This window comes from Aeromonas sp. DNRA1 (assembly GCF_963888745.1).
Classification (GTDB): Bacteria; Pseudomonadota; Gammaproteobacteria; order Enterobacterales; family Aeromonadaceae; genus Aeromonas; species Aeromonas hydrophila.
Genome location: NZ_CAWPKQ010000004.1, coordinates 350159 through 373168, shown reverse-complemented (window position 1 = coordinate 373168; position 23010 = coordinate 350159). Strand labels below are relative to the sequence as shown.

Genomic DNA, 23010 nt, shown 5'->3' with positions numbered 1-23010 from the left:
CCTCAACCCCTTGGAAATAGCCATGCTGGCGACTCGCAGGTTGCCAACCCCCCTCACACTGGAGAAAAAACCATGAATCAGTCCAGCCATCAGATCCAGCTGCTGCGTCGCCCGGTCGGCCTGCCCAGCCTGGCCGATTTCACCCTGACCGAGGTGGCTCTGCCCGAGCTGCAAGAAGGAGAGGTGCAGGTCGCCAACCAGTGGCTGTCGGTGGATCCCTACATGCGCGGTCGCATGAGCGAAGCCAAGAGCTATGTGCCCCCCTTCCCCCTCAACGGCCCCCTCGATGGCGGCGCCATCGGCGTGGTGGAAGCCTCCCGTCACCCGGACTTCGCGGTGGGCGACCGGGTGAGCAGCATGCTGGGCTGGCGCGATCGTTTCGTCGCCAATGGCGCCCAGCTGACCCGCCTGCCCGACACCCGCTTGCCGCCCCAGCTCTTTCTCGGCGCCCTCGGCATGCCGGGTATGACCGCCTGGACCGGGCTCAACCGCATCGCCAAGCTGCAGGCCGGTGAAACCGTGCTGGTGTCGGCTGCCTCCGGCGCCGTCGGCTCCATGGTGGTGCAGCTTGCCAAACGGGCGGGGGCCCGCGTCATCGGCTCCACCGGGTCGGCCGACAAGGTGGCCTACCTCAAGAGCCTGGGGGCCGACGAGGTGATCAACTACCGTGAGACCCCGGATCTCGATGCCGAGCTGGCCCGGCTGGCACCGGAGGGGATCCATGTCTACTTCGAGAACGTGGGGGGCGCCATGCTGGACGCCGCCCTCAACCACATGGTGGTGCACGGTCGCATCGTGATGTGCGGCCTCATCGAGCAGTACAACGGCCAGAGCGAGGCGAGCGGCCCGCGCAACCTCTCCCAGGTGATCCGCAAACGCCTCACAATGCAAGGGCTGATCGTGTTCGATCACTGGCAGCATTACGGCGAGTTTCTGGCCGAGGTGACCCCGGCCTTCGACGCCGGCACCCTGCAGGCCGAAGAGACCGTCTATCAGGGGCTCGCCAGCATGCCGCAGGCCTTCATCGGGCTGTTCGAGGGGCGCAATACCGGCAAGATGCTGGTCAAGCTGGCGTGATCGCCTGACGCCGTAGACTGCTTGCATGACGGGCCCATCCGCCCTAAGGTGGGCCCGTTTTTTATGGTCTGTCTCGTCTTTGCAAGGAGCTCATATGTCTACTCCCTATCCCCGCGTCGGCGGTCGATGACAGAGTGATCCTGACCAACCCATTACCCCACCACCCCCTCAGCAAGGAGCCCTTCTTATGTCTACCCCCTATCCCCGCGTCGGTGTCGGCGTAATCCTCACCAACCGCCAGGGCCAGGTGCTGCTTGGCAAGCGCAAGGGCAGCCATGCCCCCTACTGGTCCATCGCCGGCGGCCATCTGGAACTGGGAGAGACGTTCGAATCGGCAGCGATCCGGGAAGTGGCCGAGGAGACCGGTTTTCAGATCAGCAACCCCAGCGTCATCGCCGTCACCAACAACCTGGAGACCTGGCGTGAAAGCGGCCTGCACTATGTCTCGGTCACCCTGCTGGCCGAGGTAGAAGGAGAGCCCCAGCTGCTGGAGCCGGAGAAGTGCGAAGGCTGGATCTGGTGCGACCCGCGCAACCTGCCGGAGCCCCACTTCGATGCCAGCCGCCAGTCCATCGCCTGCTGGCTTGCTGGCCGTTGCTATCTGCCCCAACCAGGCCAGCCGATGGAGTGACCTGCGGCTGACAAGGTGCGGCGACCTACCAGCAGCCCCCTGATTTGTCATAAAAAAGTCACCGCTTTGTCATATCATCGGGGGCGATGATGACAACGAGGGAGTGAGGACGTGGGGCAGGTGTTTATTCAGTTTTTATGGTTGGGCTGCATCAGTTTTGGCGGGCCGGCCGCTCACATAGGCTACTTCCAGCGCACCTTCGTCGAGCGGCTGGGCTGGCTGACCCAGGCCGAATTCGCCCAGTTGCTGGCCCTCTGCCAGCTGCTGCCGGGCCCCGCCTCCAGCCAGCTCGGCTTTGCCATCGGCCGCCAGCGGGCCGGGCTCGGTGGGGCACTGGCCGCCTTCGCCGGTTTCACCCTCCCCTCCTTCCTGCTGTTGCTGGCCGCCGCCATCGGTCTGGGCCAGCTCGGCAACAACGTCTGGCTCGATGCCGCCCTGCACGGTCTCAAGCTGCTGGCGCTGGTGGTGGTCGCCGATGCGGTGATCACCATGAGCCGCCAGTTTTGCAAGACGACGCGCAATCAGGGGATCATGGTCGCCACCGCGGCCGCCCTCTGGTGGCAACCCGGCCTGCTCACCCAGCTCGTCATGCTGGCGGGCGCTGCCCTGCTCTGTGCCCGCGTCGGGGCGCCGCAAACACCGGGCCCACAGCCCTCGCCGGCTCAGTCCATCCCTGTGCGCCAACCCCACTGGCCCACCCTGCTGCTGTTTGCCCTGCTGTTTGTCGGCCTGCCACTGCTGGGGGGCCCCGTCGGCCAGCTGGTTACCGACTTCTACCGGGCCGGCAGCCTGGTGTTTGGCGGCGGCCACGTGGTGCTGCCCCTGCTGGCGGAGAGCGTGGGCCACAGCCTCAATCAGCAGCAGTTTCTGACCGGCTACAGCCTGGCCCAGCTGGTGCCCGGCCCCATGTTCACCCTGGCGACCTATCTCGGCGCCCAGTTGCTGCCGGCCAGCCCGGTAGGCGGCGCCCTGCTGGCGACCCTGGCGCTGTTCCTGCCCGGCTTTTTGCTGCTGTGGGCCATGGGCCCCTGCTGGCAGAGCTGGCTGGCCCGCCCTCGCCTCGCCGGTGCCGTGGCCGGTATCAACGCCGCCGTGGTGGGTCTGCTGCTGGCGGCGCTCTATCAGCCGGTCTGGCAGAGCGCCGTGCTGGCTCCTACCGATCTGGCGCTGGCCGCCATCGGCTTCTATCTGCTGCGGGTACTCAAGCTGCCCATTCTGGCGCTGGCCACCCTGCTGGTGGTCGCCACCCTGCTGCTGGCCTGATAGGCCCAGGCTGCGGCCACAAAGAAACGGCCCCCTGCCAAGGCAGGGGGCCGTTTTTGCATGCATGCCGGGCGCCAGACTCAGGACTCGGGATCGAAATCCAGACTCAGGCTGTTGACGCAGTAGCGCTGACCGGTTTCGGTCGGCCCGTCCGGGAAGACGTGGCCGAGGTGGGAGCCGCACTGGCTGCAGGTGATCTCCACCCGCTTCATGCCGTGGCTGCCATCCTCGGTGTAGGTCACGGTCCCCTCGATGGCCCGATCGAACGAGGGCCAGCCGCAGCCCGAGTCAAACTTGGCATCCGAGTGAAACAGCACCTGCTTGCAGCAGACGCACAGGTAGTCGCCGCTCTTGCGGTTGTGGAGCAGGGCGCCGCTGTAGGGACGCTCCGTGCCCTTCTCCCAGCAGACGTGATACTGCTCGGCGCTCAACTGCCGGCGCCACTGCTCGGGGTTGGGGGTGTTGCCGCTCATACTGACTCCTTGCCGTGAATATCGGTGCCCAGCATACCCAGTCAGGGCGCCGCGCTCTACCCCGCCAGCGGGAACTGTGATCCGGTTGGCAACACGACGGCAACATCCGGGGTGGCGACCACTCCCTCCTCGGCCAGCGCCACCGCACTCAGGGCGACCCGCTCCAGCAGCTTGAGGGAGTGGGCCCGGCCCACCGCCACCTGCCGCTTGATGTCGTCAGGCAGGAACGGCAGCCCGTCGTTGGTGGCGGTGTCGATGGTCTGGATCCACTCCAGCCCCTCCCCCGGCGGCGGCAGACGGAACTGGATGTCGTAGTCGCTGGCGTTGAACAGCACGTACCAGCGCTCCCCGCCGCAGCCGATCATGCCGATGTCCATGGCGAACGCCTGTCCCATGGGGGCATGCCAGTCCTGATCGGTGAGCTGATGGCCGTCCGGGTGATACCAGTTGACCTGGTGGCAGCTGCTGGGGGCGCCGTTCCAGCTGTCGTCGCTCAGCTGCAGGTTGGAGAAGACGGTGGACTCCGCCCGCAGCGCCAGCATCTGCTGGGTGAAGGCGAGCAGCCGCTCATCCTCCGGTCGCCACTGCCAGTTGACCCAGCTGATCTGGTTGTCCTGGCAGTAGGCGTTGTTGTTGCCGAGCTGGCTGCGGCCCATCTCGTCGCCAGCGAGAAAGTGCGGAGTGCCTTGCGACAGCAGCAGGGTGGCGATCAGGTTGCGCTTCTGCTGCTGGCGCAGGTTGTTGACCCGCGGATCCAGGGTCGGCCCTTCCACCCCGTGGTTGTTGGAGAGGTTGTTGCCGTGACCGTCCCGGTTGTCCTCGCCGTTGGCCTGGTTGTGGCGCTGGTTGTAAGAGACCAGATCTTCCAGGGTGAAGCCGTCGTGATAGCAGAGGTAGTTGACGCTGGTATGGGGGGAGCGCCAGTTCTTCGGGAACAGATCCCGTGAGCCCACCAGCCGGGTGGCAAAGTCCCCCATCTTGCCCGCATCGCCGCGCCAGAAGGCGCGCACCGTGTCGCGGTAGCGGTCGTTGATCTCCAGCCACTGGCTCGGGAACTGGCCGAGCCGATAGCCAAACGGGCCGATATCCCAGGGCTCGGCGATGAGCTTGACCCGTGCCAGCACGGGGTCCGCCATCATGGCCTTGAAGAAGGCCCCCATGGGGTCGAACTCGCCCGCCTCGCGGGCCAGGGTGACCGCCAGATCGAAGCGAAAACCATCCACCTGCATCTCGGTGACCCAGTAGCGCAAGGCGTCGAGCACCAGTCGCAGGCTGTTGGGGTGATCCAGATTGACACTGTTACCGCAGCCGGTGACGTTGGCGTGGCGAGTGTAATCGGGGCCGTGCGCCCCCGCCTCGAAGGCGTAGTAACCGGCGTTGTCAAAGCCCTTGAAAGAGAGCATGGGGCCGTCGAAGCCCGACTCCGCGGTGTGGTTGTAGACCACATCCAGGATCACCTCGAGCCCGGCCTTGTGCAGCTCGCGCACCATGGTCTTGAACTCGGCCACCGCCTCTTGCGCCGCATAGCGCGGCTCGGGGGCGAAGAAGGCGATGGGGTTGTAGCCCCAGTAGTTGGTCAGCCCCAGTTGCTCGAGTCTGGGCTCGGACATGAAGGCTGCCACCGGCATCAACTGCACCGAGGTGATGCCGAGGGATTTGAGATGCTCGATGATGAGCGGGTGGCAGATGCCCAGATAGGTGCCGCGCAGCTCGCTCGGCACCCCCTGATGCTGACGGGTGAAGCCCTTGACGTGGGTTTCATAGATGACGGTGCGAGCCGGCTCGATGGCGGGCTTGCCCACTCCCTGCCAGTCGAAGGCATCGTCCACCACCACGGATTTGGCCACCATGGCCGCACTGTCCCCCTGATAGAGGGCGTCATCCCAGTGGGTCGGGCGACTGAGCGCCTTGGCGTAGGGGTCGATCAGCAGCTTGTCAGGGTCGAACAGCATCCCCTCCTGGGGCGTGCCATGCACCCGGTAGCCGTAACGCTGACCGGCCTTGACGCCGCGCACATGGCCGAAGCGATACTGACCGCGCCGGCCGGGCAGCTCAAGGCGGGCCAGCTCCCGCTCCTGCTCGTCGAACAGGCAGAGCTCCACCTTGTCCGATTGCGGCGCCCATACGCAGAAGTGACAACCTGTCTCGTCGAGCAGGGCCCCCAGCGGATGGTCCTGCCCCTTTTCCATTGCGAACATCAAGACTCCTGTTTGATGAACAAGGTCGCGAGCGGCGGCAGATCCAGCACTATGCTGTGCGCCATCCCCTGCCAGGGGTTCGGCTCGGCGACGAAGACCAGACCCACATCATAGTTGCTGCCCCAGTAATGCTCGCTGTCGGTGTTGAGCACCACCCGGTAGTGGCCGGCCGCCGGTACCCCGAGCCGGTAGGCAAGCCGCGGCACCGGCGTGAAGTTGCAGGCTACCACCAGCGGGTTGGCCCCCTGCTTGTCGGCCCGCAGCCAGGCAAAGATGCTGTTGTCGGCGTCGTTGTGATCCAGCCAGCGGAAGCCGTTTTGCTCATAATCCGCCTGATACAAGGCAGGTTCATGACGGTAGAGATGGTTGAGATCGTGGATCAGCCGCTGCTGGCCACCGTGCTTGGGATATTGCAGCAGGTGCCAGGGCAGCTGAGCATCGTGATTCCACTCGTTGCTCTGGGCGATCTCGGTGCCCATGAAGTTGAGCTTCTTGCCGGGATGAGCATACATGAAGCCCATGTAGGCGCGCAGGTTGGCCGCCTGCTGCCACTCGTCGCCCGGCATCTTGTAGAGCATGGAGTGCTTGCCATGCACTACCTCGTCGTGGGAGAGCGACAAAATGAAGTTCTCGTCATAGTGGTACACCATGGAGAAGGTCATGTCGTTGTGGTGGTAGCGACGGTGAATGGGCTCTTTCTGCATGTAGGTGAGGGTGTCGTGCATCCAGCCCATATTCCACTTGAAGCCAAAACCCAGGCCGCCCAGGAAGGTGGGACGGGACACTCCAGCAAAGGCGGTGGACTCCTCGGCGATGGTCATGGCGTGGGGGTACTTGCCGTACACCTCCTCGTTGGTCCACTTCAGCAGGCTGATCGCCTCGTAGTTGTGGTTGCCGCCATCGACGTTGGGCACCCACTCGCCGGCGTTGCGGGAATAGTCCAGATAGAGCATGGAGGCGACCGCATCCACCCGCAGGCCATCGACGTGGAACTTGTCGAGCCAGAACAGGGCGCTGGCCACCAGGAACTGGCGCACCGTATTGCGGCCGAAGTCATAGATGTAGGAGTTCCAGTCCGGGTGCCAACCGCGGCGCGGATCCTCGTACTCGTAGAGCGGAGTGCCGTCGAAGCGGGCTAGCCCGTGGGCATCGGACGGGAAATGGGCAGGCACCCAGTCAAGGATGACGCCGATACCGGCCTGGTGGCACTGGTCGACGAAGTATTTGAAATCATCAGCGGTGCCGTAGCGGCTGGTGGGCGAGAACATGCCCACTGGCTGGTAGCCCCAGGAGCCGCTGAACGGGTGCTCGGAGACCGGCAGCAACTCGATGTGGGTGTACTCCATCCCCTTGACGTAATCCACCAGCTCCACCGCCAGTTCGCGCCAGCTCAGGCTGTCACCGTTGGGGTGACGCTTCCAGGAGCCCACGTGCAGCTCGTAGATGGAGAGCGGCTGCTCGCGCTTGTCGTTGAGCTGGCTCTCGCGCCAGGCGGCATCCTGCCACTGGTACTGGCCGTGGTCATAGACCACGGAGGCGAACGAGGGGTACTGCTCGCAGTAGAAACCCACCGGGTCGCTCTTGTGCGGCAGCCGGTTGCCCATGGGGTCTTTGAGTTCAAACTTGTAGCGATCCCCGGCCTTGAGGCCCGGCACGAACAGCACCCAGTGACCGCACTGGCTGCGCTGCATCGGGTGACGACGGCCATCCCAGAAGTTGAAATCGCCGATGAGGCTCACCGCAGTGGCGCTCGGCGCATAGACCGCAAAACGCACCCCCTCCACTTGCTGGTCCAGATGCGCCACGGTGCGCAGCTGGGCACCGAGCGTGTGGTAGAGGTTTTCCGGCTGGTAGGTGAGTTCCGCCAACCCGGCCCAGCCCGCATCCTGGAACTGATAGGGGTCGATGACCTCGACGCTGGCATCTGGGTAGTCGGCAAGCAACTGGTAGGGGAAGGGATTTTTACGGCGGGTGAAAACAGTTTCAAAGAGGCCCGAATCATCGGTGGGCGCCAGGGTGGCAACAATCTTGCCCGACTTGAGATCCCTGACCCGTACGGCCTGGGCATCGGGTAACCAGACGGTCAGCTTGAGGCCGGGCCCATCCGGATTGGCCTGCAGGCCTAAGTGGGAGAAGGGATCGGAACAGCGGGCTGCAACCAAACGTTCAACGAGCATCGAGATTTCCTTTCATAGCTGAGCATCCGCTCCGGCCTGGGCCGAAGCGGATGTAAGTGAGTCACGTTTTGTCGGCAGTGGCTCAACGACTGGCCTCGTCACGGGCCTGGCTCATCTTGCCTGCCAGCGCCTTGAGCGCCTCATTGGCAAAAATATCCTCCAGATCGGTAGACAGCTTGCGGCGCCAGTTCGGGTACTCGTAACTGGTGCCCGGCACGTTGACCGGCTTGTCCATCTCCAGCCAATCCTCCAGCTGGGTGCTGAACAGGGCGCAGCTACCGCGAGACATGTGCAGTTGCAGACCGTGGTTGAGCTCGGTGTTCATGCCGACCCAGTTCACGTCGTGGCTGATGTTGCCGGAGATCACCCCGTGGCCGTGCAGGCTGTCGAGGATGCGCTGCTTGGCCTGGTGGCGATCAGCATACAGGGTCTTGAGTACGTCTTCATCCGGATACAAGCCCAGCTCGCGCCCCAGCGCCAGATCATCGCAATGCCAGAAGCCCTTGAGGGTCGGCATGTCGTGGGTGGTCAGCGCCGACATCGCCTGCTCGGCGTAGTGAGCCGGAGAGATGAAGCCGCCATCGGCCTTGGAGCGCTCGAAGAAGAACACCTTGTAGGAGTGGACGCCGTTCTCTTTCAGGGTCACATCGATCCCCTCCGGCACGGTACCCAGATCCTCGCCGATCAGCAGACACTGGTTGCGGTGGGATTCCAGCGCCAGGATCCCCAGCAGGTCATTAACCGGGTAATAGATGTAGGCGCCCTTGGCGGCAGACTCTCCGGGCGGCACCCACCACAGGCGCAGCAAGGCCATTACGTGGTCGATGCGCAGCGCGCCGCAGGAGCGCATGTTGGCACGGAACAGATCCACCATCGGCTGGTAGGCCGCCTCGAACAGCTGGTTCGGGTTCATGGGGGGCAGACCCCAGTTCTGGCCAAGCGGACCCAGAATATCGGGCGGCGCACCGACCGAGGCTTTCGGGCAGTAGAGATCCCGGTTAGCCCAGATCTCGGTGGAGCCTTCGGAGACGCCCACCGCCAGATCGCGGTAGATCCCCATCACCATGCCGGCCGCCTTGGCGCGGGCGTCGGCCCGGGCCAGCTGCTCGTCAGCCAGGAACTGCAGATAGAGGTAGAAATTCACATCCTGGCTGTGCTCGGCCATCCAGGCCGCCACTTCGGGATTGTGGTAGTCACGGAACGGCTCCGGCCACACCGGCCAGCCCCAGGCATTCTCGCCTTTGGCGTAGAAGTGGGCTTGCAAGGCATCGAAGGCGGCCTGTTGCTGCAGGCTGTCGCCGCCAGCGGCAACGAAGGCATCGAAGGCGGCCTGACGCTCGGCGCTCAGGCAGGCCTGGTCGAACACCTGACGCAGCATGCCGAGTTTGGTCTCGATGACGCCGGTGTAATCCACGTTACCCTTGGCACGCAGCTCGCTCAGGTGCTGCTGGAAGGCGGGGTTAGCCACCTCGGCCTTGAGCCGGGCATTGGCCAGAAATTCGGGCACGGCTTCCACATCGATGTAGGCCACATTGAGCCAGCGTCGGGACGAGGGGCTATAGGGGCTGGCGCTCTCCGGGTTGGCCGGATAGAGGGCATGAATCGGGTTGAGACCGACGAAGTGGGCGCCCCAGGCGGCCATCTTCTCGACCAGCTGGCCCAGATCGCTGAAATCGCCGATGCCCCAGTTGTGGCGGCTGCGCAGGCAGTAGAGCTGCACGCTCGGGCCCCATACCTTGCGGCCATTGGCGATGGGAGGCTGCTTGTAGCACGCCTTGGGCGCGACGATGAGGCGCATGCCGGCGAGCGGCTCGTCATTGCCCTCCTCCAGCAGGATCAGATCGTGATAACCCAGCTCGGGCTGCACAGCCAGGGCCACGCGATAGGCCTGGCACTCCATCTCTTCGAATTCGGCCACGCCGACCAGCTCGCCGTCGATGGGGGTGAGCTGACCGGACAACACACCGCCCTGCTCCAGCTTGAGCTGCCAGCTGAGGGCATCGTTGACGAATTCGATGGGCAGACGGACTTCGAGGGTAATGGGCTCGCCGCTGCGAACCACCATCACGGGATCCAGCGCACGCAGCCAGTGCTGGCGGTGCTCCTGCTCAAGCTGCTCGGTCAGGGCGGCCTCGTCATCGACGCGGTAACCCATGGCGCCCAGCATGGCGGCCTTGCTCTCTTCGGATACCTGAGCCGGGTGGCCCCAGGCATCAACATACTCGCTGGCGATACCTTTGGCGGCAGCCAGCTGTTCAATCAGGGTGGTCATAGTTTGAGAATTCCCGCTGTGGATTCTATCTATACTATTTTGATTAATTTTTATGGGTGGTACTTGAACAGTGGCTCTATGGGCCATGCTAAACCGCGCACATTTTTACACATCTGCCTGGCTGGTTGTGTGACCGAGCAGGCACTATTGTTGATAACCGCACCGCCAGGAGATAGATAGTTATTTCGACAAAAGCTGGTAGTCAGTTACATAAACAGAAAATAAATTTCACAGTTTTTCATGATATAGCGCAATTTCAGACAGATTGTTGGTTGACTCACGGGGGAGTTCTAGTAAATTTACAAACGGAATTTTCTTTGACTACTGAACAGTTAGGTAACCAATTATGACTATCAAAGTAGGTATTAACGGTTTTGGCCGCATCGGCCGTTTCGTCTTCCGTCTGGCCGCTGAGCGTTCTGACATCGAAGTGGTTGGTATCAACGATCTGATCGACGTTGACTACATGGCCTACATGCTGAAGTACGACTCCACTCACGGCCGCTTCAAGGGCACCGTTGAAGTCAAAGACGGCAACCTGGTTGTCAACGGCAAAACCGTACGTGTTACCGCTGAGCGTGACCCGGCCAACCTGAAATGGGGCGAAATCGGTGTTGACGTTGTTGCCGAAGCTACCGGTCTGTTCCTGACCGACGAGACTGCTCGCAAGCACATCGCTGCCGGCGCCAAGAAAGTCGTTCTGACCGGTCCGTCCAAAGACGCTACCCCGATGTTCGTAATGGGCGTTAACGACGCTACCTATGCTGGCCAGGACATCGTTTCCAACGCTTCCTGCACCACCAACTGCCTGGCACCGATCGCCAAGGTTCTGAATGATACCTTCGGTATCGAGTCCGGCCTGATGACCACCGTTCACGCTACCACTGCTACCCAGAAGACCGTTGATGGTCCGTCTGCCAAAGACTGGCGCGGTGGCCGCGGTGCGGCTCAGAACATCATCCCGTCCTCTACCGGTGCTGCCAAGGCTGTTGGCGTGGTTATCCCGGAACTGAAAGGCCTGCTGACCGGTATGGCTTTCCGTGTTCCGACTCCGGACGTGTCTGTTGTTGACCTGACCGTCAACCTGAAGAAAGCTGCCACCTACGCAGAAATCTGCGAAGCGATGAAAGCTGCTTCCGAAGGCGCCATGAAGGGTGTTCTGGGCTACACCGAAGACGAAGTGGTTTCTACCGACTTCCTGGGTGAGCGTCAGACCTCCGTATTCGACGCCAAGGCTGGTATCCAGCTGAACGACAAATTCGTTAAAGTTGTATCCTGGTACGACAACGAAATGGGCTACTCCAGCAAAGTTCTGGACCTGATCGCTCACATCTCCAAGTAATTTGGGATACGCAATCAAGTAGCTTGAAAAAGGCGGCCAATGGCCGCCTTTTTGTATTCTGGACCGGGATTTTTCCAACCCTCTCTTCTGAATGTGCGCGAGCACAGGAGTCCTCATGCAACCGACACGCTCTCTGACTGCCCACTGTACCCTCAGCCACCACCCGGCTGGCCAACCCCTGCTGACCGTCGACAACGGCTACGCCAAGGCAGAAATCAGTCTGTTTGGCGCCCACGTGCTGAGCTACCAGCGTCACGACGAACCCGCCTCCATCTGGCTCAGCGACAAGGCGGTGCTGGATGGCAGCAAACCCATTCGCGGTGGCATTCCCCTCTGCTGGCCCTGGTTCGGCCCGGCCCCTGCCCGCGTCGGCAGCGGCAAGCCCTCCCACGGCTTTGCCCGCACCAGCCTGTGGACGCTGGACGGTGTTTCCGATCACGGTGACGGTACGCTCGTCCATCTGTCTCTGCGTGACAACGAGGCAACCCGTCAGCTCTGGCCTCATGCCTTCGAGCTGGAGCTCGACGTGCTGGTCGGCAAGGAGCTGGCACTGGTACTGACCACCCGCAATACCGGCAAAGCGCCGCTCGCCTACAGCGGTGCTCTGCACACCTACCTGCAGATAAGTTCACCGGAGTCAGTAAGTGTCAGCGGCCTTGGCGAGCCCTACGCCGACAAACTGACTGGCCAGAATGGCCTGCAGCAGGGTACTCTGACCCTGAACGGCCCGCTGGATCGGGTCTATTGGCAGCCTGCGGCGCACGTCAGCATCCAGGATGGCGAACGCGAGACCCGGGTAGTCAGTGGCAACCACGACAGCATGGTGGTCTGGACCCCCTGGCTGGAAGGCGCTCGCGCCATGGCCGACATGAGCGACGATGGTTATCGCACCATGCTCTGCGTCGAAGCCGCCATCGCCAGCGAGACAGGCGTGACCGTTGCACCGGATGAAGAGCACAGCTTCTCCACCGTGATCATCTGAGCCGAATGAGGTTCAGATAAATAAAGAGGGCTCCCGCAGGAGCCCTCTTTGCATCTCTTCATCACCCCAGTCAGGCATTACCCTGGGTCTTGAGCTTGAGCTCGGCGGCGAAGTTGAGCATGCGGTCGAGCGGGATCAGGGCTTTCACCCGCAGATCCTCGTCCACCAGGATTTCGTGACGCTCGGCGCCATCGGTGAGGGCCTCCTTGATGGCCACCAGGCCGTTCATCGCCATCCAGGGGCAGTGGGCACAACTACGGCAAGTCGCGCCATCGCCACCGGTCGGCGCCTCTACCATCTCTTTCTCCGGGCAGGCCTGCTGCATCTTGTAGAAGATGCCCCGATCGGTCGCCACGATGAGCTTCTGCTGGGGCAGCTCCTTGGCCGCCTTGATCAGCTGGCTGGTGGAACCCACCGCATCGGCCAGCTCGATCACCGAGGCAGGGGACTCCGGGTGGACCAACACGGCGGCATCCGGATTCTGCTCCTTCAGCTCACGCAGGGCACGAGCCTTGAACTCGTCGTGGACGATGCAGTGGCCCTGCCAGCGCAACATCTCGGCGCCAGTCTTCTTTTCGATGTAGGCACCGAGGTGACGGTCCGGGCCCCAGATGATCTTGTGACCCTGGCTGTCCAGATGTTCGACGATCTCCAGCGCGATACTGGAGGTGACCACCCAGTCAGCCCGCGCCTTGACCGCCGCCGAGGTGTTGGCGTAGACCACCACGATATGGTCGGGATGAGCGTCGCAGAAGGCGGAGAACTGCTCGATGGGGCAGCCCAGATCAAGCGAGCACTCGGCCTCCAGCGTCGGCATCAAGACTCGCTTGTGGGGGCTCAGGATCTTGGAGGTCTCTCCCATGAAGCGTACCCCGGCGACAATCAGGGTCTGTGCGGCGTGATCTCGACCAAAACGGGCCATCTCGAGGGAGTCGCCGACGAAACCACCGGTCTCCTCCGCCAGCGCCTGAATTTCGGGATCCGTGTAGTAGTGGGCGACCAGCACCGCCTTGCGCTCCTTGAGCAGTGCCTTGATGTCTGCGATCAGAGTCGTCTTCTGCTCGGCGCTCAGGGGAAGGGGCTTGGCCGGAAACGGATAGTCCATCTCGACTACCGGCGGGACATTGTTCAGTGCATTGCTCATTGCGACTGTTCCATCAACGCTTGGAAAGGCAAAAATTATAACCAGAAGCAGCGCACAAACCCATCAACAAATCCGGTGATGCGCAAGTGTCCGAATATACTCAAGTAATTCGTTGTCATTCTTGCCAAAGGAGTTGTCGAATGAAACAACGCTCTCTCAAGACCAAGCTACTATTGCTCACCATGGGGCTGTTTCTCGCCAGCGGCCTCGCCATGACCCTGATGCAGTCCTCCTCCCTGAACACCCTGCGCAGCAACATCGTCAGCCAGACCCGCCAGGCGCTGGAGCAGGAGGTCTCCCGTACTCTGCAGTTCCAGGCTGAACGCTATGCGGTGCAGATAGCCGACCTGTTGCAACAGTCCTATCAGGTGCCGCTGGGCATGGCGGCACAGCTGGAGGGCAGCATGGCGCAGCCGGACAGGCTGCTGAGCCGTCCCCAGATCGAGACGCTGCTTCACAGTCGACTGCAGCAAGCGGGCGGCATCAGCTCCATCTACGCCCAGTTTGAACCAGATGGGTACGACGGCCAGGATGCCAGCTGGCAGGCCGGCGCCTCCCACTCCGTCGCCGGCAAGGGCAGCCTGGAGATTTATTTCACTCGCGACCAGGGCGGCCAGATCAGCCAGCAGCCGGTAGATGCCGCCACCAGTGCCGCCAAATACGATACCTCGGTCAACGAATTCGGCATTCGCAACAGCGAATGGTATCTGTGTGGCCGCGACACCCTGCGCCCCTGTCTGATGGAGCCCTACCTCTACGAGATAAGCCCCGGCAACAAGATGCTGATGACCAGCCTGACGGTACCCGTTCTGAAAGCCGGCAAGTTTGCCGGCATCACCGGCGTCGACATGAACCTGCCTATCTTCCAGCAACTGGCCGAGAACCTCGGCAAGAGCCTGTATGACAACCAGGCCGAGGTCACCCTGGTCAGCAAGATGGGCCTCATCGTCGGCAGCAACCGTCACGCCGACAAGCTGGGACGGCCGCTGACGGAAGCCGGCCTCACCGCCCCCACCGGCCAGGAGCAGGACACCGAGACCGATTTCATCCTGCAACAGCCGGTCAGGATCGACGCCGCCGACACCCAGTGGTGGCTGATGCTCAAGGTGCCCAAGGCGCTGGCACTCAGCCAGGCCAACACCATCAGCAACCAGCTTGGCGACTTGCTGCAGGCCACCCAGCAACAACAGCTGATCGCCATCGTCGTCATTACCCTGCTGGCGCTGGCGCTGCTCATCTGGTTCATCCAGACCATCACGGCCCCCCTCTCCCTCATCAGCCGCCATGTATCCCACCTCTCCAGCAACGAGGGGGACCTGACCCAGCAGATGAGGATAGATACCCACCAGGAGCTGATCGAGCTGGGCGGCCACCTCAACGCCTTCCTCGGCAAGTTGCGCGGCATGGTGCAAGGTAGCAAGCAAATCGGCCAGCAGGTGCACCAGCAGGCCCAGGGCATGAAGCAGACAGCCGACACCATGCGAAGCAGTCTGGACGAGCAGAGTTTGGAGCTGGAGAGCGTGGTCAGTGCCATGCATCAGATGAGCACCACGGCGGTCAGCGTGGCGGGCTATGCCGAGCAGGCAGCCCAGGAGTCGGAAACGGCCACCCATCACATCAGCACGGCACAGCAGACCCTGAGCCGTGCCCGCACCGAGATCCATACCCTGGTTGAAGACATGCACCTCGCCGACAAGGCCGTCGCCCAGGTGGCCCAGCGCAGCACCAACATCAGCCGTATTCTCGACGTGATCAGGGCCATCGCCGAGCAGACCAACCTGCTGGCGCTCAATGCAGCCATCGAGGCGGCGCGGGCGGGTGATATGGGACGCGGCTTTGCCGTGGTGGCGGACGAAGTGCGGGCGCTGGCCAACAAGACCCGGGAGTCCACCGACGAGATAGGTCAGCTCATCGGCAGCCTGCAGACCGAGGTCAGCAGCAGCCAGCAGTTGATGAGTACCGGCATCACTCGCTCGGCCAGCACGGTGGAAGGGACGGAGCAGGCCTTTGAGGCCCTCAATCAGGTGGTCACCCAGATCCAGCAGATCCACGATCACATCAGCCAGGTGGCCACGGCGGCCGAGCAGCAGAGCGCCGTCAGCGACACCATCAACCAGAATCTGATGCGGATCGGTGACGCCGCCACCACCCTGGGGCAGGAGGCCAACGCCAGCCATCATCTGAGCGAGCAGCTGGAGCAGGCCGCTACGGCACTGGCTACCCAGCTCGATCGACTGAGAACCTGACGCCGAACGGCCATAAAAAAAGCCCGCATTGCTGCGGGCTTTTTCAATCTGGTGGTCGTTACTGGGATCGAACCAGTGACCCCCTCCTTGTAAGGGAGGTGCTCTCCCAGCTGAGCTAAACGACCTGGGATTCTTGAAATGATGGTGGGTCGTGCTGGATTCGAACCAGCGACCAATTGATTAAAAGTCAACTGCTCTACCGACTGAGCTAACGACCCATCTAAATCATTTTTTACAAACTTGGTGGTCGTTACTGGGATCGAACCAGTGACCCCCTCCTTGTAAGGGAGGTGCTCTCCCAGCTGAGCTAAACGACCTGGGATCCTTGAAATGATGGTGGGTCGTGCTGGATTCGAACCAGCGACCAATTGATTAAAAGTCAACTGCTCTACCGACTGAGCTAACGACCCATCTAAATCATTTTTTACAAACTTGGTGGTCGTTACTGGGATCGAACCAGTGACCCCCTCCTTGTAAGGGAGGTGCTCTCCCAGCTGAGCTAAACGACCTGGGAATTCTTGTGGCCAGATTGGTGGGTCGTGTAGGGATCGAACCTACGACCAATTGATTAAGAGTCAACTGCTCTACCGACTGAGCTAACGACCCACACCGACTTGCCTGGCACACTGTTTGCCTTGGCAAACAGTTTAAAACTGGTGGTCGCTACTGGGATCGAACCAGTGACCCCCTCCTTGTAAGGGAGGTGCTCTCCCAGCTGAGCTAAGCGACCTGGGAATGCTGTCTCCACCTGGTGGAGATAATGGTGGGTCGTGCTGGATTCGAACCAGCGACCAATTGATTAAAAGTCAACTGCTCTACCGACTGAGCTAACGACCCTCACCACGACCAGGACCGACTGCAATACTGCACCGGCTCTGACGGCGGCCTATATTACGGATTTATCATCCTGGCGCAATAGAAAAATCTTAAATTCAATCTGTTTGTTCATTGTGCATACAAAGCGGGGCTGTATTTACAAGACTGTTACGAAAACAGTGACATGCAGCAATGTTACAGCTTGCTCAAACTCTGCTTGGCCAGTTGGGCCGGCGAGGTGTTGGGATAGCCCTTGATCACCTGCTCATAGAAGTTCTTCGCTTCCGCCTTCTTGCCGTCAAGCTGTGCCAACATGCCCAGCTTCAACAGAGCATCGGCTCGCTTGGGAGACTTGCTGAACTTGGTTGCCACCGTGGTGAACTGGGCAGCAGCGCCGGTCCGGTCACCCTTGTTGAACAACAGCTGACCCAGCCAGTAATGGGCATTGGGGACATAGCTCGAGCTTGGATACTGTTTGATGAACCCTTCGAAGGCGGGGATGGCCTTGTCGTAGTTCTTCTCCTTGAGCACCATGTTTACGGCCGCATCGTAGGCCTGGTTCTCATTCAGGTTGGTCGAGTAGTTGGCCGCAGCAGCCGGTGTGGCGCTCGCAGCGGCGGCGGCCGGGGCTGCTGGCGTAGCAGCAGGCTGGCTGTTGGCCACCTTGTCAAGCTCCTGATAGAGCTGACGCTGACGCTCTTGCGACTGTTCCATCTGGTAGGTCTGCTGTTCCAGCTGACCGCGCAGCTCGGAGACCTCCCCCTGCAGGGAGTCGACCTGCTGCTGCAATTCGGCTTGCAGCCGCAGACGGGCATTGAGGGTGCGCTCCAGCAGGGCAACCCTGTCTTCCAGGCTGCCGGTGGGCACGATGGCGCCGTTGTTGCCGCTAAGGACAACTCCGCCACCCGAGTCACCACTCAGATCGCTGACGGGAGCCGCCGCCTGCGCATTCAGAGCAACCAATACGGTCAGCGCAACAACAGCTTGCTTGTACACAGATTTCATTCGGATCAAACCTTAGCGTTTAGGGCAAATAAAACGGCCAGCGCCATCGTCGCTCGCTTATGCAGATTTCATTCGGATCAAACCTTGGCGTTTAGTGCAAATAAAACGGCCATCGAGATGGCCGCTTGCATATAAACGAACTTCGTTCGGTTTAAACCTTAGTAAACCAGAACCGCACGGCGGTTTTTGGCAAAGGCATCCTCGGTGTGGGACATGTCCAGCGGCTTCTCTTCGCCATAGCTGACGATGGAGAGCTGCTCGGCCTGCACACCCAGGGTTTGCAGATACTTGGCAACGGCCTTGGCACGACGCTCGCCCAGGGCGATGTTGTACTCCGGAGTACCGCGCTCGTCGGCGTGACCTTCGATCAGGACTTTAACGCTCGGGCGCTCGCGCAGGTAGCTGGCGTGGGCATCCAGCAGATCAGCGTACTGACCCTGGATATCGTAACCGTCGAACGGGAAGTAGATCACGTTGTCACGTTGCAGCGCTTCGAACTTCTGACGCATCTGCTCTTCCGGGGACAACATGCCGTTGGCGCCGCCGGTTTGTACACCGCCCATGCCGTCGGTCATACCTGACTCGGCGCCAGCGGCGTCAGAATCAGAAGAAGAGCTACAAGCGGCCAGGGTGAACAGTGGCAGTGCGATGGCCAAACCCTTGAGCAGTTTATTGAGTTGCATGCTATTTCCTTAAACCTTTATAACAAAACAAAAAACAATTGGATTTTTATCAATTCAAGAAGGGCGACCAAGCTGGTGCACGAATTTCACCGCTACTGGTCGGAAGCACAGCCTTGAAGCGACCATCAGTCGACACCAACGCGAGACTCTTACGACCCTGATAGATGGTGGCATAAATGATCATGCTGCCATTGGGAGCCACACTTGGCGACTCATCCAGCGCACTCTGGGTAAGGACCAGCAGGGCATTGTTTTCCATGTCCTGGCGGGCAATACGGTACTGCCCCTGAACACGAGTCACCATCACCATGATTTTGCCATCAGGAGTGATGGATGCGCCCTGGTTGGATTCACCTTCCCAAGTCATCCGGCGAGTCATACCAGTCGCCAAATTTACGCTATAAATCTGGGGTTTGCCACCACGTTCAGAGGTGAACAACAAATTTTGCCCGTCCGGCATCCAGGAGGGTTCGGTGTCGATCACCCGGCTGGTTGTGACGCGGGTCAGCTGCTTGCTAGCGACATCAACCACATAGAGGTTCGGTGAACCATCCTTGGAGAGAACGATAGCCAGACGACGACCATCCGGAGACCACTCAGGCGCGCCGTTGATCCCGCGGAAACTGGTGATCAGGCTGCGCTGCTGGGTGTAGATATCCTGCACGTAGATCTCGGACTTCTGGTTCTCGAAACTCACGTAGGCCAGCTTGCTGCCATCCGGCGACCAGGAGGGAGACATCAGCGGCTCGCGGGAGCGCAGCAGGGTCTTCTCGTTGTAGCCGTCGTAATCAGAAATGCGCAGCTGATACGGGAACTGGGTACCCTGCTGGACGGAGACATAAGCCAGGCGGGTCAGGAAGGCCCCACGCTCGCCGGTCAGACGCTCATAGACGATGTCGGAGATGCGGTGAGCGAACTGACGCATCTGGGCACCCGGGATGGTCGCCATGCGGCTATCCAGGATGTAGCCGTTGCTCTCGCCACCTTGCGCCTTGGCCAGCTGGCCCTTCAGCACGTCGACCAGCTCGAAGTTGATCTTGTAGGTACCGTCACCGACAGCGGCAATGGAACCGACCACCACGGCCTCGACCCCTTGCGAAGCCCATGGTGCGAAGTTGATTTCGCCGCTGGTGCTCGGCGTCTGCGGCATCTGGCCACGAGCCAGCGGCTTGAACTTGCCGCTGCGCATCAGGTCGTTGGAGACCACTTCCGCGATGTCCTGCGGCAACTGGCCATTGCCTTCCCACTTGAAGGGGGCGACCGCAATGGGTCGGGCACTGTCGATACCGCCAGTGATGACGATGTCCAAGGCCGCCTGGGCGCTCTGGCCCAGCAACAAGCAGCCAACCAAAGCAAAAAACACTTTTCTTATCATGGCTTAAATACTCGGTTCCAAAAAAATGAGAGATTAACTTCCTTTCTCGGCAAGATGCTGCCAACCACGCTACACGATTTACCTTACCCAGGCCTTAGATGCTCGGTTCCAACTTGAGGTTGAACTCCTTCAACATCTCGAACGCCGCAGGATCCTTCGGCACTGGCAGTTGATTGGCCTTCAATACGGCCGCCTTGCCGGAGCGACATACCGCCGGGTCACCCTGGCCGTTATCTACCGAGATGACAAAGCCGGTGCTCGCAAGACGTACGCCGATAGTACATGTTTTGCCCCGCATGGTGGGATCCAAAATCATATATCGCTCAACAGTCGCCTTGATGAGTGCCGCGTATTTGTCGACCTCGCCCTGCGCTGCAGCAGATGCCGCCTGACTGCGGGCATTGGCCTCAGCCGCCAGCTGCTGCTGCATCATGTCTTCCATCTCTTTTTGCAGCTTGGCCTCCTCGGCCGCCTTGCGCTTGCGCTCTGCCGCGATCTTGGCCTGCTTGTCGGCCTCCGCCTTGGCTTTCTTCTCCGCGTCAGCTTTTGCCTTCTTGGCGGCCTCTTCCTTGGCCTCCTTGGCTTTCTTGTCGGCTTCGGCCTTGGCCTTTTTCTCGGCCTCCGCCTTGGCTTTCTTGTCCGCTTCGGCCTTGGCTTTCTTCTCAGCCTCCTGCTTGGCCTTCTTCTCGGCTTCAGCCTTCTTGGCTGCGTCCGCCTTGGCCTGCTTCTCTTCGGCCTCTTTCTTCTCTTGTTCCTTTTTCTTCTTCAGCGCCAGCGCCTTGCTCTCTTCTTCCGCGGCCTTGCGCTCGGCTTCAACCTTCTTGGCTTTCTGCTCTTCCAGCTTGCGGGCTTCCTCGGCCTTCTGGGCCTTCTCTTCCGCCTGCTTCTGCTCGGCCACCTTCTTCTGCTTTTCAGCCTCGGCCTTGCGGGTGGCCTCTTCGGCCTCCTTGCGCTTGGTCTCGGCGATACGCAGCCGCTCCTGCTGCTGGGCCAGCTCGCGCTTGGCGATGTCCGTGTCTTCCTTATCCTTCTCTTTCTCTACCTTCTGCGGCTTGGGCTGAGACTTCTGCTGCTGGATCTGCTTGGCCTGCTCGTTGAGGAAATTCTCGTCGAGCATGACGGCATTGACGATCTGCCCCTTCGACTCGGGTCGCTTCGGCTTGCTGAAGTCGAGCCCGACAAACAGGATGATGCCGATGATCAGGTGCAGCAGAAGCGACGCGATGAGATAACCGGAAATACCACGCTTCACATCCATCTCCGTCAGTTCACCGGATCCGTCATCAGGCCGACCTGAGGCACACCCGCTTTCTTGAGGGCCACCATCAGCAGGATCACCTCTTCATAGCGCACCGACTTGTCGCCGGCGACCACCACGGGGGCGTTCTGGTTGATGGCCAGGTAGCCCATGGCCTTCTCGGTGATGTATTGCTGCATCGCCTCGGGAGTACCGGCAGGCACCGGTTCGTCATCGGCCTCGCCGGCCTTGATGACGTACTCGCCTTCGGTGTTGACGCTGACGATGAAGGGCGGCTTGGCATCTTCCGGCAACTGCTCGGATTCCGCCTGCGGCAGGTCAACCTTGACCCCTTGCGTGATCACGGGCGTCACCGCCATGAAGATGATAAGCAGCACCAGCATGACGTCGATATAGGGAACCACGTTGATCTCGGCCACCTTCTTGCGCCGGATCCGCTGATAGGTTTGCATTACTGATCACCCTGCTGCTGAGCAATTTGACGGTTCAGAATGGTGGTGAACTCGTCCATGAAGTTGGCGTAGGCGTTTTCCAGCCGCTCTACCTTGTTGGAGAAGCGGTTGTAGAAGATAACGGCCGGGATAGCGGCAAACAGACCCATGGCGGTGGCGATCAGCGCTTCCGCGATACCAGGTGCCACCATCTGCAGGGTAGCCTGCTGCACCTGACCCAGGGCGATAAAGGCGTTCATGATCCCCCAGACAGTACCAAACAGACCGATGTAGGGGCTGATGGAGCCGATGGTCGCCAGCACCGGCAGATTGGATTCCAGTTCGTCAACGGCGCGGGAAAGGGAGACCCGCATGGCACGGTAAGTACCGTCCATCACCGCATCCTGACCACGGGCACCGGCCTTGAGCAGACGGGCGTACTCCTTGAAGCCGGAGTAGAAGATGTCTTCCATCCCTTCGATGTCGTCGCGACGGGAGGAGGACTCCTGGTAGAGACGGTTCAGATCGACCCCGGACCAGAATCTGTCTTCAAATTGCTCCGATGCGAGATTGGCTGCCTTGATGGCCTTGGAACGCTGGATGATCAGCGCCCAGGAGACTACCGACATACCCATCAGGGTCATCATGACCAGTTTTACCAGCAGGCTGGCTTGCCAAAACAGGCCAATAAACGAAATTTCAGCGTGCACTTAACAGCACTCCCTTCACATTTTCAGGTATTGCAACAGGTTTCATATGCGGATGACTGACACAGGCTATCTGTACCATGGCCTGGGTGATCAGTCGTCCATCAGCCGCCAGTATCCGTTGTGAAAAACGCATGGAGGCGCGTTTCACTTCAGTCACTTGCGTTAATACAGTCAAAAGCTCATTAAATCGGGCCGCCGAGCGGAAATCGATCTCTGTTCGACTCACCACAAACGCGAACCCGTCGCGCAGCATGGCATCCTGTTCGATGCCGCCGCAGCGCAGGAACTCGGTGCGAGCACGTTCCATAAACTTGAGATAATTGGCGTTGTAGACGATGCCCCCGGCATCGGTGTCTTCGTAGTAGACCCGTACCGGAAACTCAGAGACTTCCCCCATAACAATCTGTGATCCATTCGACAGTCAGATGGGGGGCTATCATAGCGCAGGGCTGAATAGGAAAGAAGCAGGGGGAAGCAGGGAAATCCTGCCTCCCCCCGTTTTTTATGAAAGGAAATAGCCTTGGGTCAACCAGAGCCCATATAACAAACTGGGCCAGGCGAGCCAGGGGCAAAACAGCACACGACCGATGAGGCTGCGGGGGTGAAATCCCAGCCCATGCATGACGCCACAACAGACCGCCCACATCAGCCAGGGCGCGAGCCAGAGCCCGTGCTCGCTGGTATTGGCGGCCACCAGGTTGGGAGCCTGTAAAATGGCGACGGCCAACAGGGCCGCCGCCAACAGCATCAACCCCTGCCAGGGTTGGCGCTCCAATGGAGCGGCCAACCGGGCGAGTCGATCACTTGTTCTCATCGATCTGGCGATCCATGTTCTCGGTGTGCTCCAGCCAGAGCGCATTGATGATGCCGAATGCGCAAGCCAGCAACAGACCCAGGATCCAGGTGAAATACCACATATCAGGGCAC

Annotated in this window: 20 protein-coding genes and 8 tRNA genes; 6 read left to right on the top strand and 22 right to left on the bottom strand. The window is 60.8% G+C overall.

The window, feature by feature from the left end; translation table 11 throughout:
• Positions 1 to 72 precede the first annotated feature (72 nt).
• The 3 genes from AACQ43_RS15470 (at position 73) to chrA (ending at position 2971) form a co-directional block, all read left to right on the top strand.
• Positions 73 to 1077, top strand: coding sequence for an NADP-dependent oxidoreductase (locus AACQ43_RS15470; protein WP_124251724.1), 1005 nt, complete (start codon positions 73 to 75; stop codon positions 1075 to 1077).
• 187 nt (positions 1078 to 1264) lie between these two features.
• The gene (locus AACQ43_RS15465; protein ID WP_106551782.1) at positions 1265 to 1708 is read left to right on the top strand and encodes a nucleotide triphosphate diphosphatase NUDT15; all 444 of its coding nucleotides are present in this window, start codon (positions 1265 to 1267) and stop codon (positions 1706 to 1708) included.
• A 111-nt stretch (positions 1709 to 1819) separates the two neighbouring features.
• On the top strand, positions 1820 to 2971 hold the full coding sequence (gene chrA, locus AACQ43_RS15460) for a chromate efflux transporter (protein WP_168967802.1): 1152 nt from the start codon (positions 1820 to 1822) through the stop codon (positions 2969 to 2971).
• Between the two features lie 80 nt (positions 2972 to 3051).
• Here chrA and msrB read toward each other — a convergent pair whose 3' ends face one another.
• From msrB to malQ, 4 genes are all read right to left on the bottom strand, one after another.
• Positions 3052 to 3444 (bottom strand): peptide-methionine (R)-S-oxide reductase MsrB, encoded by a 393-nt coding sequence (msrB, locus tag AACQ43_RS15455; RefSeq protein ID WP_011707354.1) that lies wholly within the window; start codon positions 3442 to 3444, stop codon positions 3052 to 3054.
• 56 nt (positions 3445 to 3500) lie between these two features.
• The gene (gene glgX, locus AACQ43_RS15450) at positions 3501 to 5642 is read right to left on the bottom strand and encodes a glycogen debranching protein GlgX (protein ID WP_168967801.1); all 2142 of its coding nucleotides are present in this window, start codon (positions 5640 to 5642) and stop codon (positions 3501 to 3503) included.
• The gene (gene glgB / locus AACQ43_RS15445; RefSeq protein ID WP_168967800.1) at positions 5642 to 7819 is read right to left on the bottom strand and encodes a 1,4-alpha-glucan branching protein GlgB; all 2178 of its coding nucleotides are present in this window, start codon (positions 7817 to 7819) and stop codon (positions 5642 to 5644) included. Before glgB ends, glgX begins: the two co-directional genes overlap by 1 nt.
• A gap of 82 nt (positions 7820 to 7901) precedes the next feature.
• Positions 7902 to 10091, bottom strand: coding sequence for a 4-alpha-glucanotransferase (malQ, locus tag AACQ43_RS15440; RefSeq protein ID WP_168967799.1), 2190 nt, complete (start codon positions 10089 to 10091; stop codon positions 7902 to 7904).
• A gap of 346 nt (positions 10092 to 10437) precedes the next feature.
• Between malQ and gap the strand changes: the two genes are divergently transcribed.
• Together gap and AACQ43_RS15430 are read left to right on the top strand one after the other, a co-directional pair.
• The gene (gene gap, locus AACQ43_RS15435) at positions 10438 to 11433 is read left to right on the top strand and encodes a type I glyceraldehyde-3-phosphate dehydrogenase (protein ID WP_011707358.1); all 996 of its coding nucleotides are present in this window, start codon (positions 10438 to 10440) and stop codon (positions 11431 to 11433) included.
• A 115-nt stretch (positions 11434 to 11548) separates the two neighbouring features.
• Positions 11549 to 12415: a D-hexose-6-phosphate mutarotase gene (locus tag AACQ43_RS15430; RefSeq protein WP_168967798.1), complete on the top strand. Its 867-nt coding sequence runs from the start codon at positions 11549 to 11551 to the stop codon at positions 12413 to 12415.
• Positions 12416 to 12485: 70 nt separating this feature from the next.
• Here the strand turns inward: AACQ43_RS15430 and nadA are convergent, their stop codons facing one another.
• Positions 12486 to 13559: a quinolinate synthase NadA gene (gene nadA / locus AACQ43_RS15425; protein ID WP_168967797.1), complete on the bottom strand. Its 1074-nt coding sequence runs from the start codon at positions 13557 to 13559 to the stop codon at positions 12486 to 12488.
• A gap of 140 nt (positions 13560 to 13699) precedes the next feature.
• On the opposite strand from nadA, the gene AACQ43_RS15420 reads away from it, so the two are divergent.
• Positions 13700 to 15805 carry a methyl-accepting chemotaxis protein gene (locus AACQ43_RS15420; protein ID WP_168967796.1) on the top strand — a complete coding sequence of 702 codons (2106 nt, stop codon included), beginning with the start codon at positions 13700 to 13702 and terminating at the stop codon, positions 15803 to 15805.
• Positions 15806 to 15854: 49 nt separating this feature from the next.
• Here the strand turns inward: AACQ43_RS15420 and AACQ43_RS15415 are convergent.
• From AACQ43_RS15415 to cydX, 17 genes are all read right to left on the bottom strand, one after another.
• Positions 15855 to 15930, bottom strand: a tRNA-Val gene (locus tag AACQ43_RS15415).
• 17 nt (positions 15931 to 15947) lie between these two features.
• Positions 15948 to 16023: transfer RNA gene (locus AACQ43_RS15410), tRNA-Lys, on the bottom strand.
• A gap of 23 nt (positions 16024 to 16046) precedes the next feature.
• Positions 16047 to 16122, bottom strand: a tRNA-Val gene (locus AACQ43_RS15405).
• A gap of 17 nt (positions 16123 to 16139) precedes the next feature.
• Positions 16140 to 16215 (bottom strand) — tRNA-Lys (locus tag AACQ43_RS15400).
• Between the two features lie 23 nt (positions 16216 to 16238).
• A tRNA-Val gene (locus AACQ43_RS15395) sits at positions 16239 to 16314 on the bottom strand.
• Positions 16315 to 16335: 21 nt separating this feature from the next.
• A tRNA-Lys gene (locus tag AACQ43_RS15390) sits at positions 16336 to 16411 on the bottom strand.
• A gap of 48 nt (positions 16412 to 16459) precedes the next feature.
• Positions 16460 to 16535: transfer RNA gene (locus AACQ43_RS15385), tRNA-Val, on the bottom strand.
• Between the two features lie 31 nt (positions 16536 to 16566).
• A tRNA-Lys gene (locus AACQ43_RS15380) sits at positions 16567 to 16642 on the bottom strand.
• 174 nt (positions 16643 to 16816) lie between these two features.
• Positions 16817 to 17626 carry a tol-pal system protein YbgF gene (gene ybgF, locus AACQ43_RS15375; protein WP_168967795.1) on the bottom strand — a complete coding sequence of 270 codons (810 nt, stop codon included), beginning with the start codon at positions 17624 to 17626 and terminating at the stop codon, positions 16817 to 16819.
• 158 nt (positions 17627 to 17784) lie between these two features.
• On the bottom strand, positions 17785 to 18309 hold the full coding sequence (gene pal, locus AACQ43_RS15370; RefSeq protein WP_005304908.1) for a peptidoglycan-associated lipoprotein Pal: 525 nt from the start codon (positions 18307 to 18309) through the stop codon (positions 17785 to 17787).
• 49 nt (positions 18310 to 18358) lie between these two features.
• Positions 18359 to 19684: a Tol-Pal system beta propeller repeat protein TolB gene (gene tolB / locus AACQ43_RS15365; RefSeq protein ID WP_076361802.1), complete on the bottom strand. Its 1326-nt coding sequence runs from the start codon at positions 19682 to 19684 to the stop codon at positions 18359 to 18361.
• A gap of 94 nt (positions 19685 to 19778) precedes the next feature.
• Positions 19779 to 20942: a cell envelope integrity protein TolA gene (gene tolA / locus AACQ43_RS15360; RefSeq protein ID WP_011707364.1), complete on the bottom strand. Its 1164-nt coding sequence runs from the start codon at positions 20940 to 20942 to the stop codon at positions 19779 to 19781.
• 5 nt (positions 20943 to 20947) lie between these two features.
• Entirely contained in the window at positions 20948 to 21394 is a 447-nt protein-coding gene (gene tolR / locus AACQ43_RS15355) for a protein TolR (RefSeq protein ID WP_011707365.1), read from the bottom strand.
• On the bottom strand, positions 21394 to 22083 hold the full coding sequence (tolQ, locus tag AACQ43_RS15350) for a protein TolQ (protein WP_011707366.1): 690 nt from the start codon (positions 22081 to 22083) through the stop codon (positions 21394 to 21396). The genes tolR and tolQ overlap by 1 nt, the downstream gene beginning before the upstream one ends.
• Complete coding sequence (gene ybgC, locus AACQ43_RS15345; protein ID WP_146062678.1) at positions 22073 to 22480, bottom strand: tol-pal system-associated acyl-CoA thioesterase; 408 nt, start codon at positions 22478 to 22480, stop codon at positions 22073 to 22075. The genes tolQ and ybgC overlap by 11 nt, the downstream gene beginning before the upstream one ends.
• Positions 22481 to 22585: 105 nt before the next feature.
• A complete protein-coding gene (locus AACQ43_RS15340; RefSeq protein ID WP_039213707.1) occupies positions 22586 to 22897 on the bottom strand; it encodes a cyd operon YbgE family protein in 312 nt (103 codons plus the stop codon).
• The gene (cydX, locus tag AACQ43_RS15335; RefSeq protein WP_005304933.1) at positions 22884 to 23000 is read right to left on the bottom strand and encodes a cytochrome bd-I oxidase subunit CydX; all 117 of its coding nucleotides are present in this window, start codon (positions 22998 to 23000) and stop codon (positions 22884 to 22886) included. Before cydX ends, AACQ43_RS15340 begins: the two co-directional genes overlap by 14 nt.
• Positions 23001 to 23010: the final 10 nt, after the last annotated feature.